The following is a 21,936-nucleotide window of genomic DNA, read 5'->3' on the forward strand; positions in this document are numbered from 1 at the left end:
TTGAATATTTACTGCTCGATGATTATAAATAAAGGGGCAGCAAACTTTTACGACTTTGGTCGGCTTGTAAAAAAGGATGAATAATTTTAAGTTTGTATTGCTAAAATGACTTTGCTATCGCTTGCTTTTGACTAAAAAAGTATTGATTAAAAAAATTGGCATCAAAGCCAAAATGATTATAAAAAATCTAAAGGATTGGTTAGAAATGTATTATTTCATAACAATAGTAGGATTGCTGCTAATTGCAGCACTTGTGCTTCGGCGTTTACATCAAAATCAACGTCAAGACAGCCCCTTAAAGAGACGTGGTATTCTCACCATTTCAGAACAGATCACCTTGATGCGTCTTCAGGCTGTGTTACCAAGACATACGATTTTAGCGCATGTGTCTTTTGATGCATTATTAACGACAAAATACGCTCATACGCGCCGTAAATATCAAGGTTTAGTTGCTGATTTCGTTGTATTAGATCAACAACATCAGGTTTTGGTTGTGATTGAGATTGTCGACGAGTCTTATGTGAACCGCCTTCATCAAAAACATTACCAAGATAGTTTGCTTGAGCTGGCTGGTTATCGAGTCTTGCGTTATAGCAGTATTCCAACCGAGCAAGAGTTACGTGATGATTTGGTATCTGATCCATTAGAACCAAATACCACAATTTCGACAGTATCAACAGGTATGGTACAAGCAGAACATATCATGAAATATAATATGTTCGCTGCAAAGTCTTAATCTGGCTTCACGGCTGTGACCGTCATTTCAACTAAAACATCAGGTGCATACAGTTTAGATTCTACGCAGGTACGTGCTGGGGGGTGTCCCTCAGCAATCCACGCATCCCATACTGCATTCATGGCTGCATAATCCTTCTCAATGTCTTTTAAAAAAATCAGCACGGATAAGATATGTGTTTTATCTGTTCCTGCTTCTGCAAGTAAACGATCAATATTGTCTAAGGTCTGCTGTGTCTGTGCAGCAGCATCTACACTGGTATCATCTGCAAGCTGACCTGCCAAATGAACTAAATTTCCTGAGATTGCGACTTCACAAAAACGAGAGGTGACATGTAGTCGTTGCACAGACATTTTATGTTCCTAATAAGAATAGATTTTGTTTGATTGTAATAGATGAGATAAACCTAGAGTGTAAATTTGTTTTAAGTCAAATCCTAAAAGCTTGTATTTCCATCAAGTGACGTTGATAGAAAAATAAAGCACAGCGTTGTTGTGGACAGACAATCAAGCTGCCCAAATTTAAAAATTGAATATTGGCATATCGTAGTTGATTTAAACAGGTCGCGATTGAGCTATGCAGAGGGCACAGTTGTTTCAGTTGACTAATCGTTGCATAAGCGCTGTGATACATATCATTATTCCTTTTCAATTTTGAAAAAATGGGCGAAATCGCTTCGCCCAATGATGATTTATGTGCTTTGTTGTTCAGATTGATACCAGTTGACATGACGTGTAATGAACATAACGCAGGCGATGAGAATAAAGGAGAGGATGGAGCCAAATAAGAAGGTCTTACCGCTAGATTGCAGTAATAGATACATCATGCTGTACAAAATGCTTAGCAGAACTCCAAATAAAAATGCGGCTTTAAATCCTTTAACGACGAAATACAAATACCATGTGATTAAGCCAATACAAGCGATTGCCGCGATCAGATATGCCCAAGCGAATGCATAGTATTCACTGATTGAAAGCAATAAAACAAAGAATACGCCTTGTGCCATCGCAACAAGTGCATATTGGATGGGATGGATTTTTAGTTGTTTTAAAACTTCGAATAAAAAGAAGCATCCAAAGGTAATAATGATGACCATAACACCATATTTAATGGCACGATCTGTTTGTGTATAGATGTTTACAGGGTCTAGAAATTGAGTAGAAATACCAGAAATATTGGCTCTGGATGCATTACTTTCATATTGATTGTCTGGATTTTCTCTAGAATTTAGCGCTTGATAGAAACATTGGCTATTTTCACATAGGGCGATACGATCCAAATTTCGCTTACCTAATGCGATATTTTTCCAGTCAGCCTGAAAGTGGTTTTTCTGATTGAGTTTTTTAAATGGCAAACTTTGTCCATCATATTTTACATCGCTCCAATTCCCTTGAGCTTGATAGGTCATTTCATAGCTGGTTGGAATAAAACTAAATTCACTGAGTCCTTCAAGTTCAAACTGTAGATTAAACTTAAAACCTTGTTGAAATTTTTGAATCAGTTCTGGATATTGTTGAGTGGTAATATGCATTAAATCAAAGCTATTTCTTCCTTGACTTTGTTCATAAAAATCAAATTTATAGGTCTTATTTTCAATGTTTAGAATAGGTTTAGCATTGAGTCCACGGGCATCCTGAATCGGGAAGATGATTTCGGCTTGGTCCCATAGATAATGACGTTGAGATTTATTATCGATTGCTTTAAAAGAACCTTTGCCTGACATTGAATTTTGATAGCTAATCGCTTTGTAAATTGTGCGCTTATATGTGTTATCGGATACTTTGAATTGCGCACGCCAGTCCGTAGATTCTGCACCTAGAACAATAAAAAGAGTTTGGTTGCAGCTATAGGTTTTCTTTTCCTCATCCGTGCATGTTGTTTGGACTTGATAGGGCAATTTTAAGTAAGGTGCGATGATTTGCTGTGGTCGAATTTGTTCGTTCGCAATATCATTGATTACTTGTTGTTGATAGCTTTGACGTTCAGAAACAAGATTGGAAATAAATAGAAGTCCAATATAAAAAATGAAAATCAAGAACAGAATTGCTCCGATTTTAAGATGAATAAAGTTACGGCGCATGGTGGATTCCATTGTCATAGTGATATGACAAGTATTCCAAGGTGATATGCGTTTTGAATGCGCTAGATTTGAAGCTTATATGAAGTTTATATGAAGTGTCAGTGTGACCAGTACGCCAGAGTGGTGATTCTCTAAGAAATCGAGAGTATTTGCAGAGATGTTTTGAATCGTAATTTTACCTTGATGTTGCTGAATAATGTGTTGAACAATACTTAAACCAATCCCTGTACTACGTTGCTGATTATGTGGTCGAGGCAGTGAAAAATATGTCTCAAAAATACGATTTATCGCGTATGAAGGGATAGACTCTCCCTCATTAAAAAATAAAATTTCGATCTGATGATTCGTATGATCTTGTTTGAGATGAACTGCTATTTTTCCGTCAGATGGGCAAAAGTCCCTTGCATTATCAAGTAGATTATTTAGCGCCTGTTTGAGCCAAAATGAATCGGCATAAATGGTGCAATGTTCAGGTAGTTCCAGTTGAATGTGGAGATTTTTGAGTTGTAAGGCACTATTTTGCTGTAAAAAGCATTGTCTTAATAATAGGCAGAGATCTAATGTTTGGAACTCAAGCGCATGATCATTTTTTTCTAAACGCGTTAATAAAAGCATTCGTTCGATCAAAGACTGTAAGCGCTGACTTTGCTGCATGATATGTTGTGCAAATTGCTGTTGATCTGCTGGAGGTAGATCATCTTGCAATAGCTCTGCACTGGCTTGAATGGCAGTCAGTGGGCTTTTTAGCTCGTGCGTTAATGTATTGACGTAATTTTCAACATAGGCTTTATCTTCTAGTTTTTCACGCATTTCACTGAGTGCTTGGGTCACTTGATTGAGTTCTTTGGCTGAATAAAAGAATGGGGCTTGATTCACAGGTGCAAGTGCTTGCGCATAATGACGGACTCGATCAATACTATGTTTAAGCCAATACGCCACTATACTGGCAAGTAAAAGACTGAGCGCTGCTATCCAAAGTGCTTGATAAATCAATTGCTGTTCTGCACGAGCAATATAGGGCTGTACTGACTGGTTGGGCTTACCAATACTGACCACACCGAGCAACTGTTGTTTATAAATGATCGGTGCGGCGATATGCATCACACTGCTATTGCGGTCATTAGGGTTAGTTGCTGTAGAGCGCGCGCCGTATTTTCCTCTTAAGGTTAAATAGACGTCATTCCATTGAGAATAATCCTGTCCAACAGCTTTTCCTTCTGAATCATAAATCACAATGCCATGCTGATCAGTAATATAAAGCTGTTGATTAATTTCTTCTTTTTTATGTTGCCAAATCGTCGCATCAAGTTGACGCGATAATGCAGCTTGAATCTTCTGATCAAACTCTAGGGTATTTACTTGTTGTTGATGTACATCTTCGGCAATGAGTTGCGCAATAATATTGGCATTTTCAGCCAGTGTATCTTCAACCACTTGTCGTACATTGGGTTTGACTTGTTGGGTGAGGGTATAGGCAATAAAGCTGAGACTCAGTACTACCACCAAACTAAAGAAAAACCAAATACGAATAAAGATGGACATGTTTTAATCCAACTTCATTAAACTATAACCAAAACCTCGATGGGTTCGTATTGGGTCATCGTCTGGCGTAATTTGTTTGAGCTTTTGCCTTAAACTTTTGATATGTGTATCGACAGTTCGTTCCAAACTATGCTCTGGGTGTTCCCAAATATGGTCCATCAATTGTTGGCGACTAAAGACCTGCTCAGGATGCTGAATTAGCAAAAATAACAAGCGGTATTCATATCGCGTAAGTTGCAACATTTGCCCATGATATTGGATTTGTAAGGCTTGTGGATTACATGACCATGTTGCCGATTGCAAAGTAACGTCAGTTTCAGGAATTTCAAGTGATGCGGTTACAGGCTGTGCTTGAATCTCCATTCTACGCCAAATCGCTTTGATTCTCGCCACGATTTCTCGCGCGCTAAATGGCTTGCTGCAATAATCATCAGCGCCAATTTCCAGCCCTACAACACGATCAATTTCATCGTCTCGAGCGGTTAAAAAAAGTAAAGGGGTATGATCTTTTCTGCGAAGTTGTTTACACACTTCAAAACCATTCATATCAGGTAAGCCGACATCAAGAATAATAAAATCAAAAGTTTGTAATGCACTCATTGCTAAAGCTTGAGTACCCGTATTTGCCCAATGAACAGTCCATCCTTCACGCTCAAGCGCATAACGGAGTGGTAGAATAATCGCAGCTTCGTCTTCAACACAAAGAATTTGTTTAGGGTTCATGATCTCGTTGTAATCAATCGTTTTCTGATTTTATTAAATTGAGTTTATCTGAACTTATTGAGCAATGCAGAAGATTCTAAGAATTTTTATCGCTAGTGGAAATATGTATGAAGGACACCAAAAGTGCCCTGTAATATTCGGATTTGATCGTCACGCCAACCACAGGAGCAGATGCTAAAAGCGAGGATTTCTTTAGCATGGGCAGGTAACAAGGATAAAGTTACTGCGCTGCCTAGAGTACTGAAAACTGGATAAAAAGCAAACATAAATTTAAGTGAGCGCTGTGCTTTTGTGTAAAAAATCAGCACTACCACAATGAAAGTTGGGATTCTTCCTGAGCTTGTTGAAGTTGATATACACCAACACCGACTAAGCGGAATTGAAAATCAGGATCTATATGCATTTCTTCGAGCAGTTGAATCACAACTTGTTGCAAATCATGTTGTGATTGCAAAGGACTTTTAAAGCTCTTGCTGTGTTGTAGTACCTGAAAATTCTTGAGTTTTAATTTGACGTTTACACCACGCGCTGTAAGTTGTTTTTTATTCAGGCTGCGCCAAACTTGTTCACTGAGCGGTTGCCAAGCATGTTGGCATTGAGCAAGGGTATAGTCATCATCGAAGGTGATTTCTTTTGATATCTGTTGGCGTTCACGCTCTGCTTTTACAGGGCGATGATCAATGCCTTGCGCATATAAATACAGTTGCTTTCCATATTTACCGAAATGATGAATCAGCACATTTTCTTCAATTAGTTGCAGATCACCAAGCGTATGAAGATTGAGCTGATTGAGTTTTTCTTGAGTAACCTTACCGACTCCAGGAATTTTATTCAGCGCTAAATCTTGGATAAATTTTAGGACTTGATGGGGCTTAATCACAAACAAACCATTGGGTTTATTCCAGTCCGATGCAATTTTTGCCAAAAACTTATTTGGAGCAACACCCGCAGAGGCGGTCAGCCCCGTAACGGCAAAAATATCAGCCCGAATTTGTGTCGCAACTTCCGTTGCACTCGGAATATCTTTTAAATTTTCCGTGACATCTAAATAAGCTTCATCTAAAGATAGTGGTTCAATGAGCGCTGTATATTGTTGGAAAATCTGATGAATTTGAGCTGAAACTTCACGATATTTTTCAAAATGTGGTTCGATCACCACAACTTGAGGGCAGAGCTTTTTTGCCTGTCCCATCGACATTGCTGAGCGTAAGCCAAATACACGGGCAGGATAGGACGCTGCTGCGATGACGGCACGAGGATGGTGAGAGGAAATGACCACAGGCAAGTCTTTAAGCTCAGGGCGATCTCTGAGTTCGACTGATGCATAAAAGGCATCCATATCGATATGAATGATTTTGCGCAGTTCATTTGCCATCTTGAATGCCTTGTTCTTTTAAAAACAGAAACCATTCTTTTGGTGATTCTGCATAGACATTTAAGTCCACTGCTTTAGGTACGCCTTGAATTTTACCTTGACTGGTATACTGCCAAAACATCCATTTTCGACCATCTTTCAGTTCAGGTTTTGATTCATAATCTCTCACCCATAAAGGTGTTTGATTAAAATTGCCCATCAATACGATGTGATAAAAGCTTTTAGAAATATAAAAAATGGGCTGTTTACCGTAATGCTTCTGAAGTTGGTCATGCATCACTTGGATTTCTTTAAGCAACTGCTCTTTGGTATAGGTATTAATACAATTACTGTCATATTCGAGATCGATGACAGGCGGTAATGCATCCGTTTTATTGGGCACAGTCGCTATAAAATTTTCTGCTTGAACTTGCCCATCGCGACATAAACGATAGAAGTGATAGGCACCGACATGTAAACCCTGTTCACGCGCTTTTAGCCAGTTTTCTTGAAATTTTCGATCTTTAAAGTCACCACCTTCAGTCGCCTTGAGGTAAACAAACTGATAATGCTGCGGTGAAATTTTTTTCCAATCAATATCACCTTGATGATGAGATACATCAAAACCACGAATTGAATAATCTTTTGCAGATGCTTTCTGTTGGTAGAACAAACCGAAATAGCTCACTAATCCAAGCATGAGTGCTAAACCTACACTGGTGAGCGTTGGATAATACTGGGAAAGTCGTTGTTTCGGTTTTGTCTTGGTCATGGTTGTTCAGTTATGCGATTTCGAGTTGAGTATCAGATTTACAATATTGATCATGCAGTAATTGTACGCGTTTCGCTTTGGGATGGCTGAGTTGGTGACCAAATTGTTCTATAAATCTACAGGATGCATAATTTTGAGCATGTTGTTGATAGTTTTGAACCCAATCTGCTCGTTGTGCAATTCGTTCTTGCTGAACGGGCCATATCCCTTGTCGCAAGCGTTCAACTCCGATACGCCAAGGTTTGGGACTAATGCGAGCACGAAAACAATTTTGATTTTTGCACATGAGGACATAACAACTGTCCGTTGAAATGGCTTGGAATAAGTTTTGTGCTTGTTCGCCCCGAGGATCAAAAGTTTGATGCATAACTAAAATGCGATAACCATTCGGCGTACGATAGACGCGTAAATGCCAATCAGGATGTTGTTGTGAGAAGTGACGGATTTTTTCTAAGGCACGTTGTGCTGGTGTGCCTGTAAATTTGGATTGAATATGGAATAACCATTTACTGATCAGGCCAGTTATAAATAATGCGATGACACATCCAAAGCCGAAGATCCACCAAGAACTCAAGTAAATCGCACACAGGCCGCTCAAGCTGAGCAATGTAAAAAATACAATTGTAGCAAGCTTCGAGCTAGGATGATGGATCAGATCAACATCAGCAAATAACACATCAGGTGTATTGAGGCATAACGCTCCGTAACTATTTCGGGTAATGATGACATCATCCTGTTGGGCAATAATTTCCTCTCGAATCGGTAAACCTTCAGCACCGTTATAAGCGACTTTATGATCGAGTCGGCGAATTTCTTTGTCTTTTTTAAGTTGTTCAGTGGCTTCTGCAACACGTTGTTCAGCATGTTGTTGAGCAGCTTCTAAGTTTTGATCCGACCAACCAAAGCGTTTAATCGTATATTGTCGGCCTTCAAATTTCATTTTAGTTTTCGCTTCAGCCCAATATCGCGGGATGATCATGTGGTTTTCCTTATTGTCATTGTGGGTGTTGGGTTGATCGTTCTTTTTAGTCTGTTGTGTCTTTGGGAATCTGCCAAAACACAAGTGCTGTAATGATGTTGATACAGCCAAGTGTGATCAATGTGGCATGAAATGCGGTGTCGATGGTCGCTGTTGTAAAATGTTGCTCAAATGTATTGATCAGTGTACCTGCTAACGCCACGCCCATACTCATGGATAACATCATGATCATTGATAAGAAACTATTGCCACTACTGGCGTCTTGTTGTGGCAAATCTTTTAAGGTAAATGTATTCATCCCAACAAATTGCAGTGAATTTAAAGTCCCAAAAATAAATAGATGTAGCACTTTCAGCCAAAGGGGAGTTGCCGCTGTCATCAACGAAAAACTGATGATACATAATCCGACTAGCACCGTATTGGTCAGTAAGAAACGACGATAGCCGACATGCTGAATTAAGGGGCGAACAATTGGCTTCGAGAATAAAGAACCCAAAACAGCAGGGATCATCATTAAACCCGTGATAAATGGTTCAAAACCAAAAGCAACTTGTAGCATCAATGGCAAAAGAAACGGAATCGCATTGCTACCTAAGCGTGCGAAGAAGTTGCCAAGCACGCCGATCGAATAGAGTTTGTAGCGGAATAAACGTCCATGGAATAGTGCATTTTGATGGCTATGTGCATGATAGGCATAGCTACAGGTTGCAATCACCCCAACGATTAACAGACTTAGACTGACCCAGTGTGAATACTGCGGTGAGGCAATGTTTTCGATCCCGAGAGATAGTCCAACCATGGCAACCATCAATAAAATAAAACCGCTCAAATCGAAATGTTTTACTGTAGGCTCTTTCTGATTCGGCATGACTTTCAGAGTCATGATCATCCCGAGAATACCCATCGGAATGTTAATCAGGAATATCCAATGCCATGTGCTGACCTCGACCAACCAACCGCCTAAGGAGGGGCCCATTAATGGCCCAAGCAAACCTGCTAAGCTCATTAAGCTCATCGCTGACAAGAATTGCGAACGGGGAATCAATTTGAGTAGCGCCAAACGTCCGACAGGCATCAATAATGCACCGCCAATGCCTTGAATCACACGGAAAAATAGCAGTTGTTCTAAGTTTTGAGATAAACCACAGCCCAGAGAAGCCAAGCTGAAAATGACCATTGCGCTGAGATAAATATTACGAATACCAAAGCGATCCGCCAACCAGCCACTTAACGGAATACAAGCTGCAACGGATAAGACATAGGCCACAATGACACCATGCATTTGCAAGGGATTTTCATTGAGTTGTACTGCCATCGCTGGAATAGCAGTATTAACGATCGTGGTATCCAAGGCTTGCATAAAAAAGCCAATCGACACCAAAAATACCAACAGTCGAAATTCAGGTTGTACAGCTTGATGCGTGGTCGTTGTCATAAGTTGTGACGAATGAAAAGTCAGCTTTAGTTTAAAGCAACTCGGCTTGAAATAAAGCCAAAAATTGTCAAAGAGTCGTCATTGAACTGACATGAAAGTGTCATCGAACTTGCACCTCACAACACTAGATTAGCCATATAAAAGAATTGTATGGAAATTGAGCATGAAATTTAAGATTTCAGTTTTATTGGCAGCAATGCTGTCTGTGGGGTTGGTTGCTTGTAATGATGATAATGACAACCACAACAATACGCCTGAAGTCGTTGAACCTACACCTGAGACGATTAAACTCAGTTTATTGGGTCGATATGAAACCAATATATTTGCTCAAAGCGCTGCGGAAATTCCTGCTTATGACGCAGCAACCAAACGTCTATTTGTCGTAAATGCCCAAAAAGGTTTGGTTGATGTATTAGATGTCTCAGCACCTGAAAAGCCTGTGCATATCGCAGAGCTTTCTGCACGCGCCTATTTGACAGATTCAGAAGTAAATAGTGTCGCAGTGAAAAATGGAATTGTTGCGATTGCAGTTCAAGCAGCCAATAAAACAAATGCAGGAATTGTTGCATTCTTCAATGCGAAGGATTTGAGTTTTATCAGCAAAGTTGCAGTCGGTGCATTGCCTGATATGGTGACTTTTAGCCCTGATGGCAATACGGTACTGGTCGCAAATGAAGCCGAACCGAATTATGATTATTCTATTGATCCTGAAGGTTCGGTCAGCATTATTGATGTGCGTAATATTCAACAACCGAAAGCGGGTGTTGCTGATTTTAAAGCATGGAATAACCAAAAAGCCGATTTGATTGCAAAAGGTGTGCGTATTTTTGGGCCAAATGCAACCGTTGCTCAAGACTTAGAGCCTGAATACATCACGGTCTCTGCTGACAGCAAAACTGCATGGGTGACTTTGCAGGAAAATAACGCAATCGCACGCATTGATCTTGCACAGCAAAAAGTAACGGACATTTACCCATTGGGTTACAAAGATCATGGTCAAGTGGGCAATGAGTTAGATGTCAGTGATAAAGATGGATTGATCAATATTAAAACGTGGGCAGGTCTGGTAGGTATGTACCAACCTGATTCGATTGCCAATTATCAAGCCAATGGGCAAACCTATTTAGTTACTGCAAATGAAGGCGATAGCCGTGAATGGTTGGCTGATGAAGATGCTTATTTTGCAGGAGACATGACCAAAGGTTATGTTGAAAATATTCGAATGAAACATTTGTTTAATAGCAAAGGTTTCAATGCAGACGGTGATTATCCTGCGCATTTACAGAAGTTTGTGAATGGTGTGAAAGGTGCAAAACTCAACCCAGTCACTTTTGCTTACTGCGGCGCAACAGCGACTGAAGCGGGTGATTGCCGTAAAGACCCAAATCTCGGGCGTTTGAATATCGCATGGAATATGGGTTATCAAACCAATGCTGATGGTTCGCCAAAGTTAGATGCCAACGGTTTATTAACCTATGACAAGCTTTATGCATATGGTGCACGTTCATTTAGCATTTGGAATACACAAGGTCAGCTCGTTTGGGATTCAGGCAGTGAGTTTGAGAAGAAAACAGCAGAATTGTTCCCAGCGTATTTTAACAGTGATCACGAAGAAGCTGCATTTGATGACCGTAGTGATAATAAAGGGCCTGAACCTGAAGGAATTGCGGTGGGTGCTATTGGCAAAAAGACCTTCGCATTTATTGGTTTAGAGCGTATGAGTGGCATTATGGTGTATGACATCAGCACGCCAAATCAGCCGAAGTTTATTGAATATTTCAGCACACGTAACTTTGCTGAGGCAGATACAGCGAAACAAGGTGATTTAGGGCCAGAAGGATTAATTTTTATTGCAGCTAAAGATGCACCAAACGGTAAGCCGCTTTTGGTGGTGGGCAATGAAGTGAGTGGTTCAACTGCAATTTACCAAATCAACGTGCAGTAGAGTAAACCCAAAAAAGCGGATCAAATGATCCGCTTTTTTTATCTATTTTTGCTTAAACTTCGATATGTGTTGGTGTGCTTAGATTTTTGATGACACTTGAAATTTGTTCAAGCGTATCGCAGATGATTACTTTCGCACGATGTTGTGGAGGTAAAAAACCTTCTTCGACAGCATGATCCAGCTGTGCGATCAGTGCGTCATAGAAACGATTCACGTTATAAATAATCATAGGTTTTTGGTGTTGGTTGAGCTGTCCCCATGTCGCGATTTCAAGAATCTCTTCGAAAGTTCCAAGACCACCAGGTAATGCAATAAATGCATTTGCACGTTCAGCCATAAGCGCTTTACGTTCATGCATGGTTTTTACAATATGCAGTTCAGTGAGTTTACTGTGGGCAATTTCATAATCCAACATAAATTCAGGAATTACACCAACCACTTCACCGCTATGTTCCAGTACGGTATCGGCGACTTGTCCCATTAAGCCGATACTTGCACCGCCATAAACGATACCAAAACCTTGATTGGCAATGTGTTGAGCGAGTTCGATGGCTTTATCACGATAAATAGGTTTATTGCCTGTACGTGAACCGCAATATAAAGCAATAAGAGGTTGAGTCGTTTTTGGGAGAGTAATGGTTTTATTTTCAGTCATTCTTAATACACTATTCATTTCGTTTATTTTCACCTTATCATTTTCATTGTGCTTGTCTAGGCTAAATCACTTTTATGACAGTTTTATGCACATTTTACATACAATGCCTATTTGTCATTGCGAGAAAGAATTTGCAAAAAACATCCACATAAAATAGATGAATTTCACTGGAATCTTGCCTATACTGAAAATCCTTTTATTAATTCATGTCCCTTTATGAGTAGTGGTTGTTGTTGCTCCGCTTTATTCTTATTTCCTAAAAAAAATGTTTTGGCGACGCCTGCCGATCTTTTAAACTTTCCACTTGATAAAAATATTGCTGATTTAGCCGAGGAGTCACATCAATGATTCTGGAATGGATGTCTGACCCCGCTGCATGGGTAGGTTTAGCAACTTTGGTGGTGCTCGAAATTGTATTGGGTATTGATAACCTTGTTTTTATTGCAATTTTAGCTGAAAAGCTGCCACCTGAACAACGTAATACTGCGCGTCGCGTTGGTTTGATTCTCGCTTTATTCATGCGCTTAGGACTACTTGCTGCTATCGCATGGGTGGTGACACTCACTGAACCATTGTTCCATATTTTTGATCATGCTTTTTCTGGTCGTGACTTGATCCTATTATTTGGTGGTGTGTTCTTATTATTTAAGGGCACAATGGAGTTACATGAACGAATCGAAGGACACCAAACACTAAAAGAAGAAAACCCCGTACATGCGACGTTCTGGATGGTTATTGTTCAGATTGTAGTTTTGGATGCTGTCTTTTCTTTAGATAGTGTCATTACTGCTGTGGGAATGGTTAAAGATAAAAGTGTAATGATGCTGGCAATGATTATTGCTGTTTGTATTATGCTTTGGGCATCAAAACCGCTGATGGACTTTGTCAATAAGCATCCAACAGTGGTGATTCTGTGTCTTGGCTTCTTAATGATGATTGGTTTCTCATTGGTGGTTGAAGGTTTTGGCTTCCATATTCCTAAAGGTTACTTATACGCAGCGATTGGTTTCTCTGTATTGGTCGAGATGGTTAATCAAACTATGCGCCGTAACCAAGAGAAACTCGTGACGACAACAGACTTACGTTATCGCACCGCGTCAGCCGTTTTGCGGATGCTCGGTGGTAAAGGCAGTGAAGGGCAGAACAACGAAGCTGAAGATGTTCTGGCAACACAAGCTTATGCCAAAGAAGTTTTTGACGAAGACAATGGTGTGTACCACAGTGTCATGGTGCAAGGTGTTTTAGGTCTATCTGAACGTCCAGTGAAGTCGGTGATGACGCCGCGTCCTGAGCTTGAGTGGTTAGATTTAGAGGCTGAACCTGACGAGTTAAAAGCACGTTTAATGGCAATGACCCATTCGCGTTTGATCGTGGCACGCGGTGAGTTAGACAATATTGAAGGTATTGTCCTGACGCATAAAGTACTGAATGAATACATCGAAACAGGCGCAATTGATTTTGCTAAGCATTTACGTGAACCGTTGATTGTTCATGAAAATGCGCAAGTGTTGATGGTGATGGAGCAATTACGTCAAGCACCATTACAAATGGCAATTGTGTTGAATGAATATGGTTCGATTGAAGGGATTGCAACGCCGATTGATGTATTAGAGGCGATTGCAGGTGAATTCCCTGATGAGGATGAACTGGAAGCTGCGGCTGAAAGCCTAGAAGATGGTTCAACTCTATTAGAAGGTTCAACCGATATTCGTCACGTTTCATTGTTATTGGGCAAAGACTTGGTTGATGAAAGTGAAGAATATTCAACTTTATCGGGTTATATCTTGTTCCATTTAGGTCGTTTACCTGAAAATGGTGAGACGGTTGAAGCGGATGGTTACTTATTTGAAGTGGTGACGATGGATGGGCATAAAATTGAAAAAGTGCGCATCATCGCTAAAGACAAGCCAGAGCGAGATTAAACAACGCCTCAACACTTTGTCTGAACAGCTATGCTGTACGTGAAAAAGTAATTTGTAATAGCGAATAGCCTTGGGTTTTCATAGACGAAACTTAAATAGTTTATGATTGATCCCAAGGCTATTTTTATTTGGGAAAGAACCATGACACTGCTAAAAAATTGTCCATGTGGGCGCGGCTTATATGCTGAATGTTGTCAGCCTTTGCATTTAGAGCAGCAGTATGCACAAAATGCAGAGCAGTTAATGCGTTCTCGTTATAGTGCCTTTGCTTTGCAACAAGTGGATTATATTTTGTCGACCACTGCGACTGGGCAGCAGGCTTATTTAGATCGTGCAGCGATTGCAGATTGGAGTAAATCAAATCAATGGTTGAAATTAGAAGTGTTGCAACATCAGCCAAAGCTCGATAAAACGCACGCCTTGGTCGAGTTCAAAGCGCATTACTGTGATCAAAATCAAGATGGTAAACAGCAGCATATTCATCATGAAATTTCACATTTTGTTTTGCATCAACAGCGCTGGTATTTTCTTGATCCAACCTTGGATATGCCAACCACGATGAAACAGCCTTGTGTTTGTGGTTCGGGGAAAAAATTTAAGCAATGTTGTGCACAATTCATCTAAGTTTGTCTTAAAATAGCGCACACTTTTACGCCTGATTTAGGATGTAGGCAGATGTTACTCACCGTTATTTATATTATTGCCATTACTGCAGAAGCGATGACAGGAGCGCTGTCAGCGGGCCGACGTAGTATGGATTGGTTTGGTGTGGTACTGATTGCCTGCGTGACGGCTCTAGGTGGTGGCTCAGTCCGAGATGTGTTGTTGGGGCATTATCCATTGACATGGGTGAAGCATCCTGAGTATTTGGTACTTACTTGTGCGGCTGCATTTGTAACGATCATTATTGCTAAATGGATGCGTCATTTACGTAATATCTTCCTCGTACTGGATGCTCTCGGTTTAATTGGCTTTACCATCATTGGTTGCCAGATTGCCTTATCGATGGGGCATGGTTTTGTGGTATCTGCGGTGGCAGGCGTATTAACAGGGGTGTCGGGTGGTATTCTGCGTGATATCTTGTGTAATGATGTACCGTTGGTGTTCCGCCGTGAACTTTATGCGAGTATTTCTTTCGTAGCGGTCATTTGCTATTGGGTGTGTTTAGAGCTTGGTCTGCCACATGATTTAACTGTAATTTTCACTTTAGTTTTTGGTTTTACCTTACGTTTGATCGCAATTTATTTTGGTTTGGAAATGCCGAAATTTATTTATCAAGAAGATGATGCGGAATCGGCATCTTCGACAGATGAGCATTGAGATTAAAATGGATAGAGAAAAAATTGAGCAAATAAGAAATGAGTTCTCTATTCCGCTTGCATATGCGATAAAGCTTTTAAAAGAAAATCAAAATGATGTATCTGCTGCGATCGTTGGTTACCATAAAGATAATATTCAAAAAATAATTCAGATGACTGACTGCCAAATTTCAGTAGCACAGGAGATTTATCTGCATTGTAATTTTGATGTTGAACAGTCAATTAGAAAGATTAAGTCACAAGTGATACTTCTTACAACACGTGAAAATCGAAAAAAAATAAAGAATGAAATAGGGTTTATTCTTTGGGCTGAATCTGAAGGTACTAAAACTAGTTCAAATGATATTTTTATTCCAGTACAGGATTTTGATTGCATCCTAAAAGTTTTCCAAGCTGTGTCAGCTTCTAATCTACAATCTTCTTTTGATATGTGTGGCGAAAACTATTTTGATCATGAAACGAGTCTCTGTATTTTAAATGAGATAAAGAAAATTCAAACGAATAACTCTCAAATAAATAATTTCTTGGGATTAGTAATCACTTGGTGGAATGAGCAGCTAAGTGATGCTGAATTTATTGTCGTTTATGGCAATTTATGAAAAATTAAGATAATTAACTTTTTCGTATGACACCATTTGACGTTTAAACAACAACAAGGGCTTGTCACAACGCTTTCATCCACATAGCATACAAAACATTGACGATAATAAATGATTTTGGATGACTCGCTGAAATGACCAGCCTTGCACATCATGCAACCGAAAACCGTTCCGTAGCTGAATTCACAGAACAAGCTTATTTGAACTATGCCATGTACGTGATTATGGATCGTGCATTGCCGCATATCAGTGATGGTTTAAAACCTGTACAGCGTCGTATTGTTTATGCGATGAGCGAGCTGGGCTTAAAATCGACAGGTAAGCCCAAAAAATCTGCACGTACCGTCGGTGATGTACTGGGTAAATATCATCCGCATGGTGATTCAGCTTGTTATGAAGCTATGGTGTTGATGGCACAACCATTTAGCTATCGTTATCCATTGGTTGAAGGGCAGGGTAACTGGGGTTCGCCTGATGATCCAAAATCATTTGCGGCAATGCGTTATACCGAAGCCAAACTTTCTGCTTATAGTGAATTATTGCTGAGTGAACTCGGGCAAGGTACAAGTGAGTGGCAAGATAACTTTGATGGTTCAATGAAAGAACCAATTACTTTACCTGCACGTATTCCAAATATTTTGTTGAATGGTACCACAGGTATTGCTGTCGGGATGGCAACTGATATTCCACCGCATAATCTACGTGAAGTGGTGAAAGGTACGATTGCGTTGATTCGTAATCCAGAAACCACAGATGAAAAGTTAGCAGAATATATTCCTGCTCCAGATTTACCAACGAAAGCTGAAATTATTACCCCACCTGATGAATTATTAAAAATTCAAACCACAGGTCGTGGTAGTTACCGTATGCGTGCGGTATACGCTGTCGATAAAAATGAAATAGTCATTACTGAACTGCCGTATCAAGTTTCAGGTTCTAAAGTGATTACCCAAATCGCAGACCAGATGATTGCCAAGAAATTGCCTTTGGTGAGTGATGTCCGTGATGAATCTGATCATAAGAATCCAACCCGTTTGGTGATCGTACTACGTTCTAATCGTGTCGATGCAGAAACGGTGATGAGTCATTTATTTGCTACGACAGATTTAGAGTCGAGCTATCGCGTCAATCTAAACATGATTGGTGCTGATGGGCGTCCGCAAGTTAAATCGATTCGTCGTATTTTGTTGGAATGGATTGAGATTCGTAAGCAAACAGTGACACGTCGTTTGCAATACCATTTAAATAAAATCGAAAAACGCTTACATATCTTGGCAGGTCTTTTAATTGCTTACCTCGATATTGATACTGTGATTCGAATCATTCGTGAAGAAGATCAACCGAAACCAGTATTGATGCAACATTTTGGTATTGACGATATTCAAGCCGAAGCGATTTTAGAACTCAAACTTCGTCATTTGGCGAAACTTGAAGAGATGGAAATTCGCCGTGAGCAGGAAGAGTTAGAAGCTAAAGCGGCGATTATTCGTGAGCAATTGGCAAATCCAGAATCATTAAAAAATCTGATCATCAATGAATTAAAAGAAGATGCGAAGAAATTTGGTGATGATCGTCGTTCTCCAATTGTTGCGCGTGCAGAGGCGGTACAAATTAAAGAGCAAGATTTATTGCCAGCAGAAACGGTCACAGTTGTGCTCTCAGAGGCAGGCTGGGTACGTGCTGCGAAAGGTGGTGAAGTCGATGCAGCGAATTTAAATTATCGTGCAGGTGACCAATATCTCAGTCATGCAGTGGGTAAAACCAACCAGCGAGTCTACTTCTTAGATGAGACGGGGCGTAGTTATGCGTTACCAATCAGCAGCTTGCCTTCTGCTCGAGGACTTGGTGAACCGCTTAGTTCTAAATTAGCGCCAGCCAGTGGTGTGTCATTTATCCAAGTGTTAACAGGTGATAACAGCCATGACATTCTTGCAGCGAGCACCAAAGGTTATGGTTTTAAAACGCAAATTGCACAGCTTGATACTAATGCAAAAGCGGGTAAGGCTTTCTTAACAGTAACGGACAAAGCAACAGCTTTACCATTGTTGCCAATTCATCAAGCAACGCATGTTGCAATCCTGAGTTCATCAGGTCGTTTGCTTATTGTTGATTTAGCAGAGTTACCTGTACTGAATAAGGGTAAAGGTAATAAGTTGATACAACTTGATGAAAAAGAGCAAATTTTATCCATGACAACCCTGAATTTAGATGAAATAATCCAAGTCGCTGCAGGACAACAGCATCTAAAACTGAAAGGGGATGATCTCCAAAAATATATAGGAAAAAGAGCAACAAAGGGGCAACTTTTACCACGGGGATATCAAAAAGCAAATAGACTCTTCATTCAGAGATAAGGCTAGTATTCTGTGTCACAAATACGTTATATATGAAATGTATTCATATTGTTTGAATAGATTGACAGGGCAATGCAAAAAGTTAAAAAAAATGTTTTGTCATGGAAAGTAACGTTGTTACATTTTTAAGGATTACCACTCGGAGATAATGGCATTATGGAAAAGATTTGGTTTGCTGAATACCAAAAGACAGGAATTCCAGAAACAGTTGCGCTGCCTGCTGAAAACACCTCACTTGTTGATATTTTTGAACGCAATTTCCAAAAATTTGGTTCACGTGATGCCTTTATCTTCATGGATAAAGTTTTAACGTACAATGAATTAGAAGTCGCTAGCCGTAAATTCGCGACATATTTACAAAGCCTTGGCTTGGCAAAAGGAACACGTGTTGCGGTGATGATGCCGAACGTTTTCCAGTATCCTGTGGTTGCTCTTGGTGTATTCCGTGCTGGTTTAGTACTTGTCAATGTAAACCCACTTTATACAGCGCGTGAGCTTGAACATCAGTTAAATGACTCTGGTGCTGAAGCATTAGTGATCATTGAAAACTTTGCTAGCGTTTACCAAAGCATTATTGGTAAAACACCTGTGAAGCATGTTGTGGTTGCTTCTGTTGGTGACATGCTCGGTACATTGAAAGGAACAATTGTAAACTTTGTTTTACGCAAAGTACGTAAGCAAATCCCTGCTTGGAATATTCCAGGTCATGTGAAATTCAACACGGCTTTAAACAAAGCTAACCCTAGCAACTATAAACGCCCAAGCTTGACGTTAAGTGATACGGCTGTATTGCAATATACAGGCGGTACAACAGGTGTTTCTAAAGGTGCTGAGTTAACTCACCGTAACCTTGTATCGAACCTATTGCAATGTGATGGTATTTTCTCAAGCAAATTTGGTACAGGCGATGGCGCTAAAGATGATCGTATCGTGTGTGCATTACCGCTCTATCACATCTTTGCATTCATGGTGTGCGCACTTTATGGTATGTACAAGGGCCAAGCAAATATCTTGATTCCTAACCCACGTGATTTACCTGCTGTAGTTGGTGAATTACGTAAATACCAACCATCATTCTTCCCAGCTGTAAACACTTTGTTTAATGCTTTAGTGAACAACGAAGAGTTTAAACAACTTGATCACAGCAAATTGAAGATGGCTATGGGCGGTGGTATGGCTGTGTTGCCATCAACTGCTGAAGCATGGAAAAAAGTTACAGGCACAATCATTATTGAAGGTTATGGTTTATCTGAAACTTCGCCAGTTGCGACTGCGAACCCACCTGCAACAACTGAATTCAGTGGCACGATTGGTATTCCATTGCCATTAACTGAAGTTGTATTGCTTGATGATGATGGTAATGAAGTGGCACAAGGTGAACAAGGTGAGATTTCAATCCGTGGCCCTCAAGTCATGAAAGGTTATTGGAACCGTCCTGATGAAACTGAAAAGGTAATGACCAAAGATGGTTTCTTCCGTACAGGTGACGTCGGTGTTATGGATACGCGTGGTTACTTCAAGATTGTAGATCGTAAGAAAGACATGATCTTAGTTTCTGGCTTCAACGTTTATCCAAGTGAAATTGAAGAAGTTATCGCGAAACATCCAAAAGTATTGGAAGTTGCTGCGATTGGCGTGCCAGATGAAAAATCAGGTGAAGTACCTAAATTATTCATCGTGAAGAAAGATCCATCTTTAACGACTGAAGAAATTCTTGCTTATGCGAAACAAAACTTAACAGGCTATAAATGCCCACGTTATGTTGAATTTATGGAAGAATTGCCAAAATCAAATGTTGGTAAAATCTTACGTAAAGATTTACGTAAACCAGCTTAATAAGCTTAGCCTCCTGCTCAAGCAGGGACGCTAAAAAAACGCCGCAATTGCGGCGTTTTTTTATTTTATTTTTATTTTGGGTTATTCGATTTCATAAGCCATCGGTCAATATAAGGACGACCAATCCCTACAATGCCGACAAAAACCAGCATAGTGGCCAATTGAAAGCGTAATCGAGTTGGATCAATGCCATTAAAACTAAAATAATTATCTACAACAGCATAGATGGCAATCACAGTTAACCAATGCCAAAGCGTCAAACGATAAATGCCAACTGCATAGAAAGCGATGGTGAGGATCACAAAAGTGCCGAGTGTCGATTGCCAATTCAGATTTGCACAAATCACACTCAGCAGAAAGGCGACAATAGGCAAAACGACTTTGAGTACACGATCAACCAAAAGCTGATGTTGGCGTTGTTGTGCAAGCACATCAAACATTTCTTTATGATCTTGCTGTTGCATAGAATGACCTTAAAACAGTATGAAAAGACACAACTTTTGCACAAACTTGCTGTGTAAAAGAAACGCTTGTTGAACAAGCGCAAATGAAAGTTCAATAAATTGTAAGTTATGATAGCATGATCAGAAGAACTTCAAATGATGGATGTCAGCATGCAAGGTATTAGCGGCATTATTTTGATTATTATCGTCGCATGTTTGTTGCCGTATGTTTTTACCTTGATTGCAAAATCAAAAGGTGGTTTCCAAGCGCAAGACAATCAAAATCCTCGAGATTTTTTGGCCAAAACGACAGGTTTAGCGGCAAGAGCGAATGCTGTACAGCAAAATAGCTTTGAAAGCTTACCGCTATTTATTGCTGCAATTTTAATGGCAGAATATATGGTCATACCAGAGTGGTTCATTCTGACTCTAGGTTGGGCATATATCGTATTTCGAGTGATCTACGGGATTTGTTATTTAGCAAATCTAGCGACTTTGCGTTCCATTATTTGGTTTTTTTCGCTGCTTTGTCCAATTTTCCTATTTGTGATTACCATCAAAATGATATGAGACATGCTAGGGATAAAAAACGCTAGCTCTCAGTTTATCTAGCATCATTTTTATTGTATTCACGTTATAATCTGTCCGATTTACATCTGACTTCACAATATATACGAGTGTTGATATGAGTTATAGCAATATTCCTGCGGGTAAAGACGCACCAAACGACATCTATGTCATCATTGAAATCCCTGCAAACGCAGCGCCGATTAAATACGAAATCGACAAAGATTCAGATGCATTATTTGTAGACCGTTTCATGGGTACAGCAATGTTCTACCCAGCAAACTATGGTTATGTACCAAATACATTGTCTGAAGATGGTGACCCATTAGACGTGCTTGTTGTAACTCCACATCCTGTTGCTGCTGGCTCTGTAATCCGTTGCCGCCCAGTGGGTAAATTAAAAATGGAAGATGATGGTGGTATCGATGCGAAATTAATCGCTGTTCCACACGAAAAATTATCTCCACTTTACAAAGATGTTCAAGAATATACTGATCTTCCACAATTATTGATCAGCCAAGTTGAACATTTCTTTGCTCATTACAAAGACTTAGAACCTGGTAAGTGGGTAAAAATCAGTGGTTGGGAAGGTGCTGATGTTGCTAAAGCAGAAGTACTTAAAGCAATCGAAGCTGCGAAGAAGTAATAAAACGATTTAATGAGGTTTTATAGATT

The 21,936-nt window shown here is 39.9% G+C and carries 21 protein-coding genes; 10 read left to right on the forward strand and 11 right to left on the reverse strand.

All coding sequences use genetic code 11. From position 1 onward, the window contains the following. Positions 1-205: 205 nt before the first annotated feature. On the forward strand, positions 206-736 hold the full coding sequence (locus IO68_RS27175) for a DUF2726 domain-containing protein (protein WP_023013617.1): 531 nt from the start codon (positions 206-208) through the stop codon (positions 734-736). On the opposite strand, the gene IO68_RS27180 is transcribed toward IO68_RS27175, so the two are convergent. From IO68_RS27180 to mdtD, 9 genes are all read right to left on the reverse strand, one after another. Then, the gene (locus tag IO68_RS27180; RefSeq protein ID WP_004876275.1) at positions 733-1,089 is read right to left on the reverse strand and encodes a RidA family protein; all 357 of its coding nucleotides are present in this window, start codon (positions 1,087-1,089) and stop codon (positions 733-735) included. The two genes, IO68_RS27175 and IO68_RS27180, sit on opposite strands and share 4 nt — an antisense overlap. 76 nt (positions 1,090-1,165) lie before the next feature. Continuing rightward, positions 1,166-1,369, reverse strand: coding sequence for a hypothetical protein (locus IO68_RS27185; protein WP_023013618.1), 204 nt, complete (start codon positions 1,367-1,369; stop codon positions 1,166-1,168). A 58-nt stretch (positions 1,370-1,427) separates the two neighbouring features. Further along, positions 1,428-2,816 (reverse strand): cell envelope integrity protein CreD, encoded by a 1,389-nt coding sequence (gene creD / locus IO68_RS27190; RefSeq protein ID WP_023013619.1) that lies wholly within the window; start codon positions 2,814-2,816, stop codon positions 1,428-1,430. A gap of 75 nt (positions 2,817-2,891) precedes the next feature. Next, positions 2,892-4,358 carry a two-component system sensor histidine kinase CreC gene (creC, locus tag IO68_RS27195; protein ID WP_023013620.1) on the reverse strand — a complete coding sequence of 489 codons (1,467 nt, stop codon included), beginning with the start codon at positions 4,356-4,358 and terminating at the stop codon, positions 2,892-2,894. A gap of 3 nt (positions 4,359-4,361) precedes the next feature. Beyond that, positions 4,362-5,084, reverse strand: a complete 723-nt coding sequence (gene creB / locus IO68_RS27200; protein WP_161626786.1) for a two-component system response regulator CreB — start codon at positions 5,082-5,084, stop codon at positions 4,362-4,364. Positions 5,085-5,388: 304 nt separating this feature from the next. Next, on the reverse strand, positions 5,389-6,444 hold the full coding sequence (gene dinB, locus IO68_RS27205) for a DNA polymerase IV (protein ID WP_031234827.1): 1,056 nt from the start codon (positions 6,442-6,444) through the stop codon (positions 5,389-5,391). Position 6,445: 1 nt separating this feature from the next. Further along, positions 6,446-7,207, reverse strand: a complete 762-nt coding sequence (locus IO68_RS27210; protein ID WP_007482631.1) for a GH25 family lysozyme — start codon at positions 7,205-7,207, stop codon at positions 6,446-6,448. Positions 7,208-7,217: 10 nt separating this feature from the next. Continuing rightward, a complete protein-coding gene (locus IO68_RS27215) occupies positions 7,218-8,186 on the reverse strand; it encodes a hypothetical protein (protein ID WP_023013623.1) in 969 nt (322 codons plus the stop codon). A 46-nt stretch (positions 8,187-8,232) separates the two neighbouring features. After that, entirely contained in the window at positions 8,233-9,621 is a 1,389-nt protein-coding gene (gene mdtD, locus IO68_RS27220; RefSeq protein ID WP_023013624.1) for a multidrug transporter subunit MdtD, read from the reverse strand. A gap of 163 nt (positions 9,622-9,784) precedes the next feature. On the opposite strand from mdtD, the gene IO68_RS27225 reads away from it, so the two are divergent. Beyond that, positions 9,785-11,566 carry a choice-of-anchor I family protein gene (locus IO68_RS27225; RefSeq protein ID WP_023013625.1) on the forward strand — a complete coding sequence of 594 codons (1,782 nt, stop codon included), beginning with the start codon at positions 9,785-9,787 and terminating at the stop codon, positions 11,564-11,566. Between the two features lie 52 nt (positions 11,567-11,618). On the opposite strand, the gene IO68_RS27230 is transcribed toward IO68_RS27225, so the two are convergent. After that, positions 11,619-12,239, reverse strand: a complete 621-nt coding sequence (locus IO68_RS27230) for a TIGR00730 family Rossman fold protein (protein ID WP_031234828.1) — start codon at positions 12,237-12,239, stop codon at positions 11,619-11,621. A 326-nt stretch (positions 12,240-12,565) separates the two neighbouring features. Between IO68_RS27230 and IO68_RS27235 the strand changes: the two genes are divergently transcribed. From IO68_RS27235 to IO68_RS27260, 6 genes are all read left to right on the forward strand, one after another. Next, positions 12,566-14,143 (forward strand): TerC family protein, encoded by a 1,578-nt coding sequence (locus IO68_RS27235; RefSeq protein ID WP_007482636.1) that lies wholly within the window; start codon positions 12,566-12,568, stop codon positions 14,141-14,143. 141 nt (positions 14,144-14,284) lie between these two features. Then, the gene (locus IO68_RS27240; protein WP_023013627.1) at positions 14,285-14,767 is read left to right on the forward strand and encodes a YchJ family protein; all 483 of its coding nucleotides are present in this window, start codon (positions 14,285-14,287) and stop codon (positions 14,765-14,767) included. Between the two features lie 51 nt (positions 14,768-14,818). Beyond that, the gene (locus IO68_RS27245; RefSeq protein WP_004876296.1) at positions 14,819-15,463 is read left to right on the forward strand and encodes a trimeric intracellular cation channel family protein; all 645 of its coding nucleotides are present in this window, start codon (positions 14,819-14,821) and stop codon (positions 15,461-15,463) included. A 7-nt stretch (positions 15,464-15,470) separates the two neighbouring features. After that, the gene (locus tag IO68_RS27250) at positions 15,471-16,061 is read left to right on the forward strand and encodes a hypothetical protein (protein ID WP_023013628.1); all 591 of its coding nucleotides are present in this window, start codon (positions 15,471-15,473) and stop codon (positions 16,059-16,061) included. Positions 16,062-16,195: 134 nt separating this feature from the next. After that, positions 16,196-18,415: a DNA topoisomerase IV subunit A gene (gene parC / locus IO68_RS27255; RefSeq protein WP_004876299.1), complete on the forward strand. Its 2,220-nt coding sequence runs from the start codon at positions 16,196-16,198 to the stop codon at positions 18,413-18,415. 156 nt (positions 18,416-18,571) lie between these two features. Next, the gene (locus tag IO68_RS27260) at positions 18,572-20,251 is read left to right on the forward strand and encodes an AMP-binding protein (protein WP_004876300.1); all 1,680 of its coding nucleotides are present in this window, start codon (positions 18,572-18,574) and stop codon (positions 20,249-20,251) included. A gap of 71 nt (positions 20,252-20,322) precedes the next feature. On the opposite strand, the gene IO68_RS27265 is transcribed toward IO68_RS27260, so the two are convergent. After that, on the reverse strand, positions 20,323-20,715 hold the full coding sequence (locus IO68_RS27265) for a hypothetical protein (protein ID WP_004876302.1): 393 nt from the start codon (positions 20,713-20,715) through the stop codon (positions 20,323-20,325). 150 nt (positions 20,716-20,865) lie between these two features. On the opposite strand from IO68_RS27265, the gene IO68_RS27270 reads away from it, so the two are divergent. Further along, positions 20,866-21,264: an MAPEG family protein gene (locus tag IO68_RS27270; RefSeq protein ID WP_004876305.1), complete on the forward strand. Its 399-nt coding sequence runs from the start codon at positions 20,866-20,868 to the stop codon at positions 21,262-21,264. A gap of 115 nt (positions 21,265-21,379) precedes the next feature. Then, positions 21,380-21,907: an inorganic diphosphatase gene (ppa, locus tag IO68_RS27275; RefSeq protein WP_004876306.1), complete on the forward strand. Its 528-nt coding sequence runs from the start codon at positions 21,380-21,382 to the stop codon at positions 21,905-21,907. Positions 21,908-21,936 lie beyond the last annotated feature (29 nt).

This window comes from Acinetobacter sp. COS3 (assembly GCF_000475335.1).
Classification (GTDB): domain Bacteria; phylum Pseudomonadota; class Gammaproteobacteria; order Pseudomonadales; family Moraxellaceae; genus Acinetobacter; species Acinetobacter venetianus.

What these genes read in the sequence shown, in the direction of transcription:
- IO68_RS27260 (WP_004876300.1), top strand. Translation starts at nt 18,572, where the DNA reads ATGGAAAAGATTTGGTTTGCTGAATACCAAAAGACAGGAATTCCAGAA.
- creC (WP_023013620.1), bottom strand. Translation starts at nt 4,358, where the DNA reads ATGTCCATCTTTATTCGTATTTGGTTTTTCTTTAGTTTGGTGGTAGTA.
- IO68_RS27210 (WP_007482631.1), bottom strand. Translation starts at nt 7,207, where the DNA reads ATGACCAAGACAAAACCGAAACAACGACTTTCCCAGTATTATCCAACG.
- IO68_RS27215 (WP_023013623.1), bottom strand. Translation starts at nt 8,186, where the DNA reads ATGATCATCCCGCGATATTGGGCTGAAGCGAAAACTAAAATGAAATTT.
- IO68_RS27185 (WP_023013618.1), bottom strand. Translation starts at nt 1,369, where the DNA reads ATGTATCACAGCGCTTATGCAACGATTAGTCAACTGAAACAACTGTGC.
- IO68_RS27235 (WP_007482636.1), top strand. Translation starts at nt 12,566, where the DNA reads ATGATTCTGGAATGGATGTCTGACCCCGCTGCATGGGTAGGTTTAGCA.
- IO68_RS27245 (WP_004876296.1), top strand. Translation starts at nt 14,819, where the DNA reads ATGTTACTCACCGTTATTTATATTATTGCCATTACTGCAGAAGCGATG.
- IO68_RS27265 (WP_004876302.1), bottom strand. Translation starts at nt 20,715, where the DNA reads ATGCAACAGCAAGATCATAAAGAAATGTTTGATGTGCTTGCACAACAA.
- IO68_RS27180 (WP_004876275.1), bottom strand. Translation starts at nt 1,089, where the DNA reads ATGTCTGTGCAACGACTACATGTCACCTCTCGTTTTTGTGAAGTCGCA.
- IO68_RS27240 (WP_023013627.1), top strand. Translation starts at nt 14,285, where the DNA reads ATGACACTGCTAAAAAATTGTCCATGTGGGCGCGGCTTATATGCTGAA.
- ppa (WP_004876306.1), top strand. Translation starts at nt 21,380, where the DNA reads ATGAGTTATAGCAATATTCCTGCGGGTAAAGACGCACCAAACGACATC.
- parC (WP_004876299.1), top strand. Translation starts at nt 16,196, where the DNA reads ATGACCAGCCTTGCACATCATGCAACCGAAAACCGTTCCGTAGCTGAA.
- mdtD (WP_023013624.1), bottom strand. Translation starts at nt 9,621, where the DNA reads ATGACAACGACCACGCATCAAGCTGTACAACCTGAATTTCGACTGTTG.
- IO68_RS27225 (WP_023013625.1), top strand. Translation starts at nt 9,785, where the DNA reads ATGAAATTTAAGATTTCAGTTTTATTGGCAGCAATGCTGTCTGTGGGG.
- IO68_RS27230 (WP_031234828.1), bottom strand. Translation starts at nt 12,239, where the DNA reads ATGAATAGTGTATTAAGAATGACTGAAAATAAAACCATTACTCTCCCA.
- IO68_RS27175 (WP_023013617.1), top strand. Translation starts at nt 206, where the DNA reads ATGTATTATTTCATAACAATAGTAGGATTGCTGCTAATTGCAGCACTT.
- IO68_RS27250 (WP_023013628.1), top strand. Translation starts at nt 15,471, where the DNA reads ATGGATAGAGAAAAAATTGAGCAAATAAGAAATGAGTTCTCTATTCCG.
- creD (WP_023013619.1), bottom strand. Translation starts at nt 2,816, where the DNA reads ATGCGCCGTAACTTTATTCATCTTAAAATCGGAGCAATTCTGTTCTTG.
- IO68_RS27270 (WP_004876305.1), top strand. Translation starts at nt 20,866, where the DNA reads ATGCAAGGTATTAGCGGCATTATTTTGATTATTATCGTCGCATGTTTG.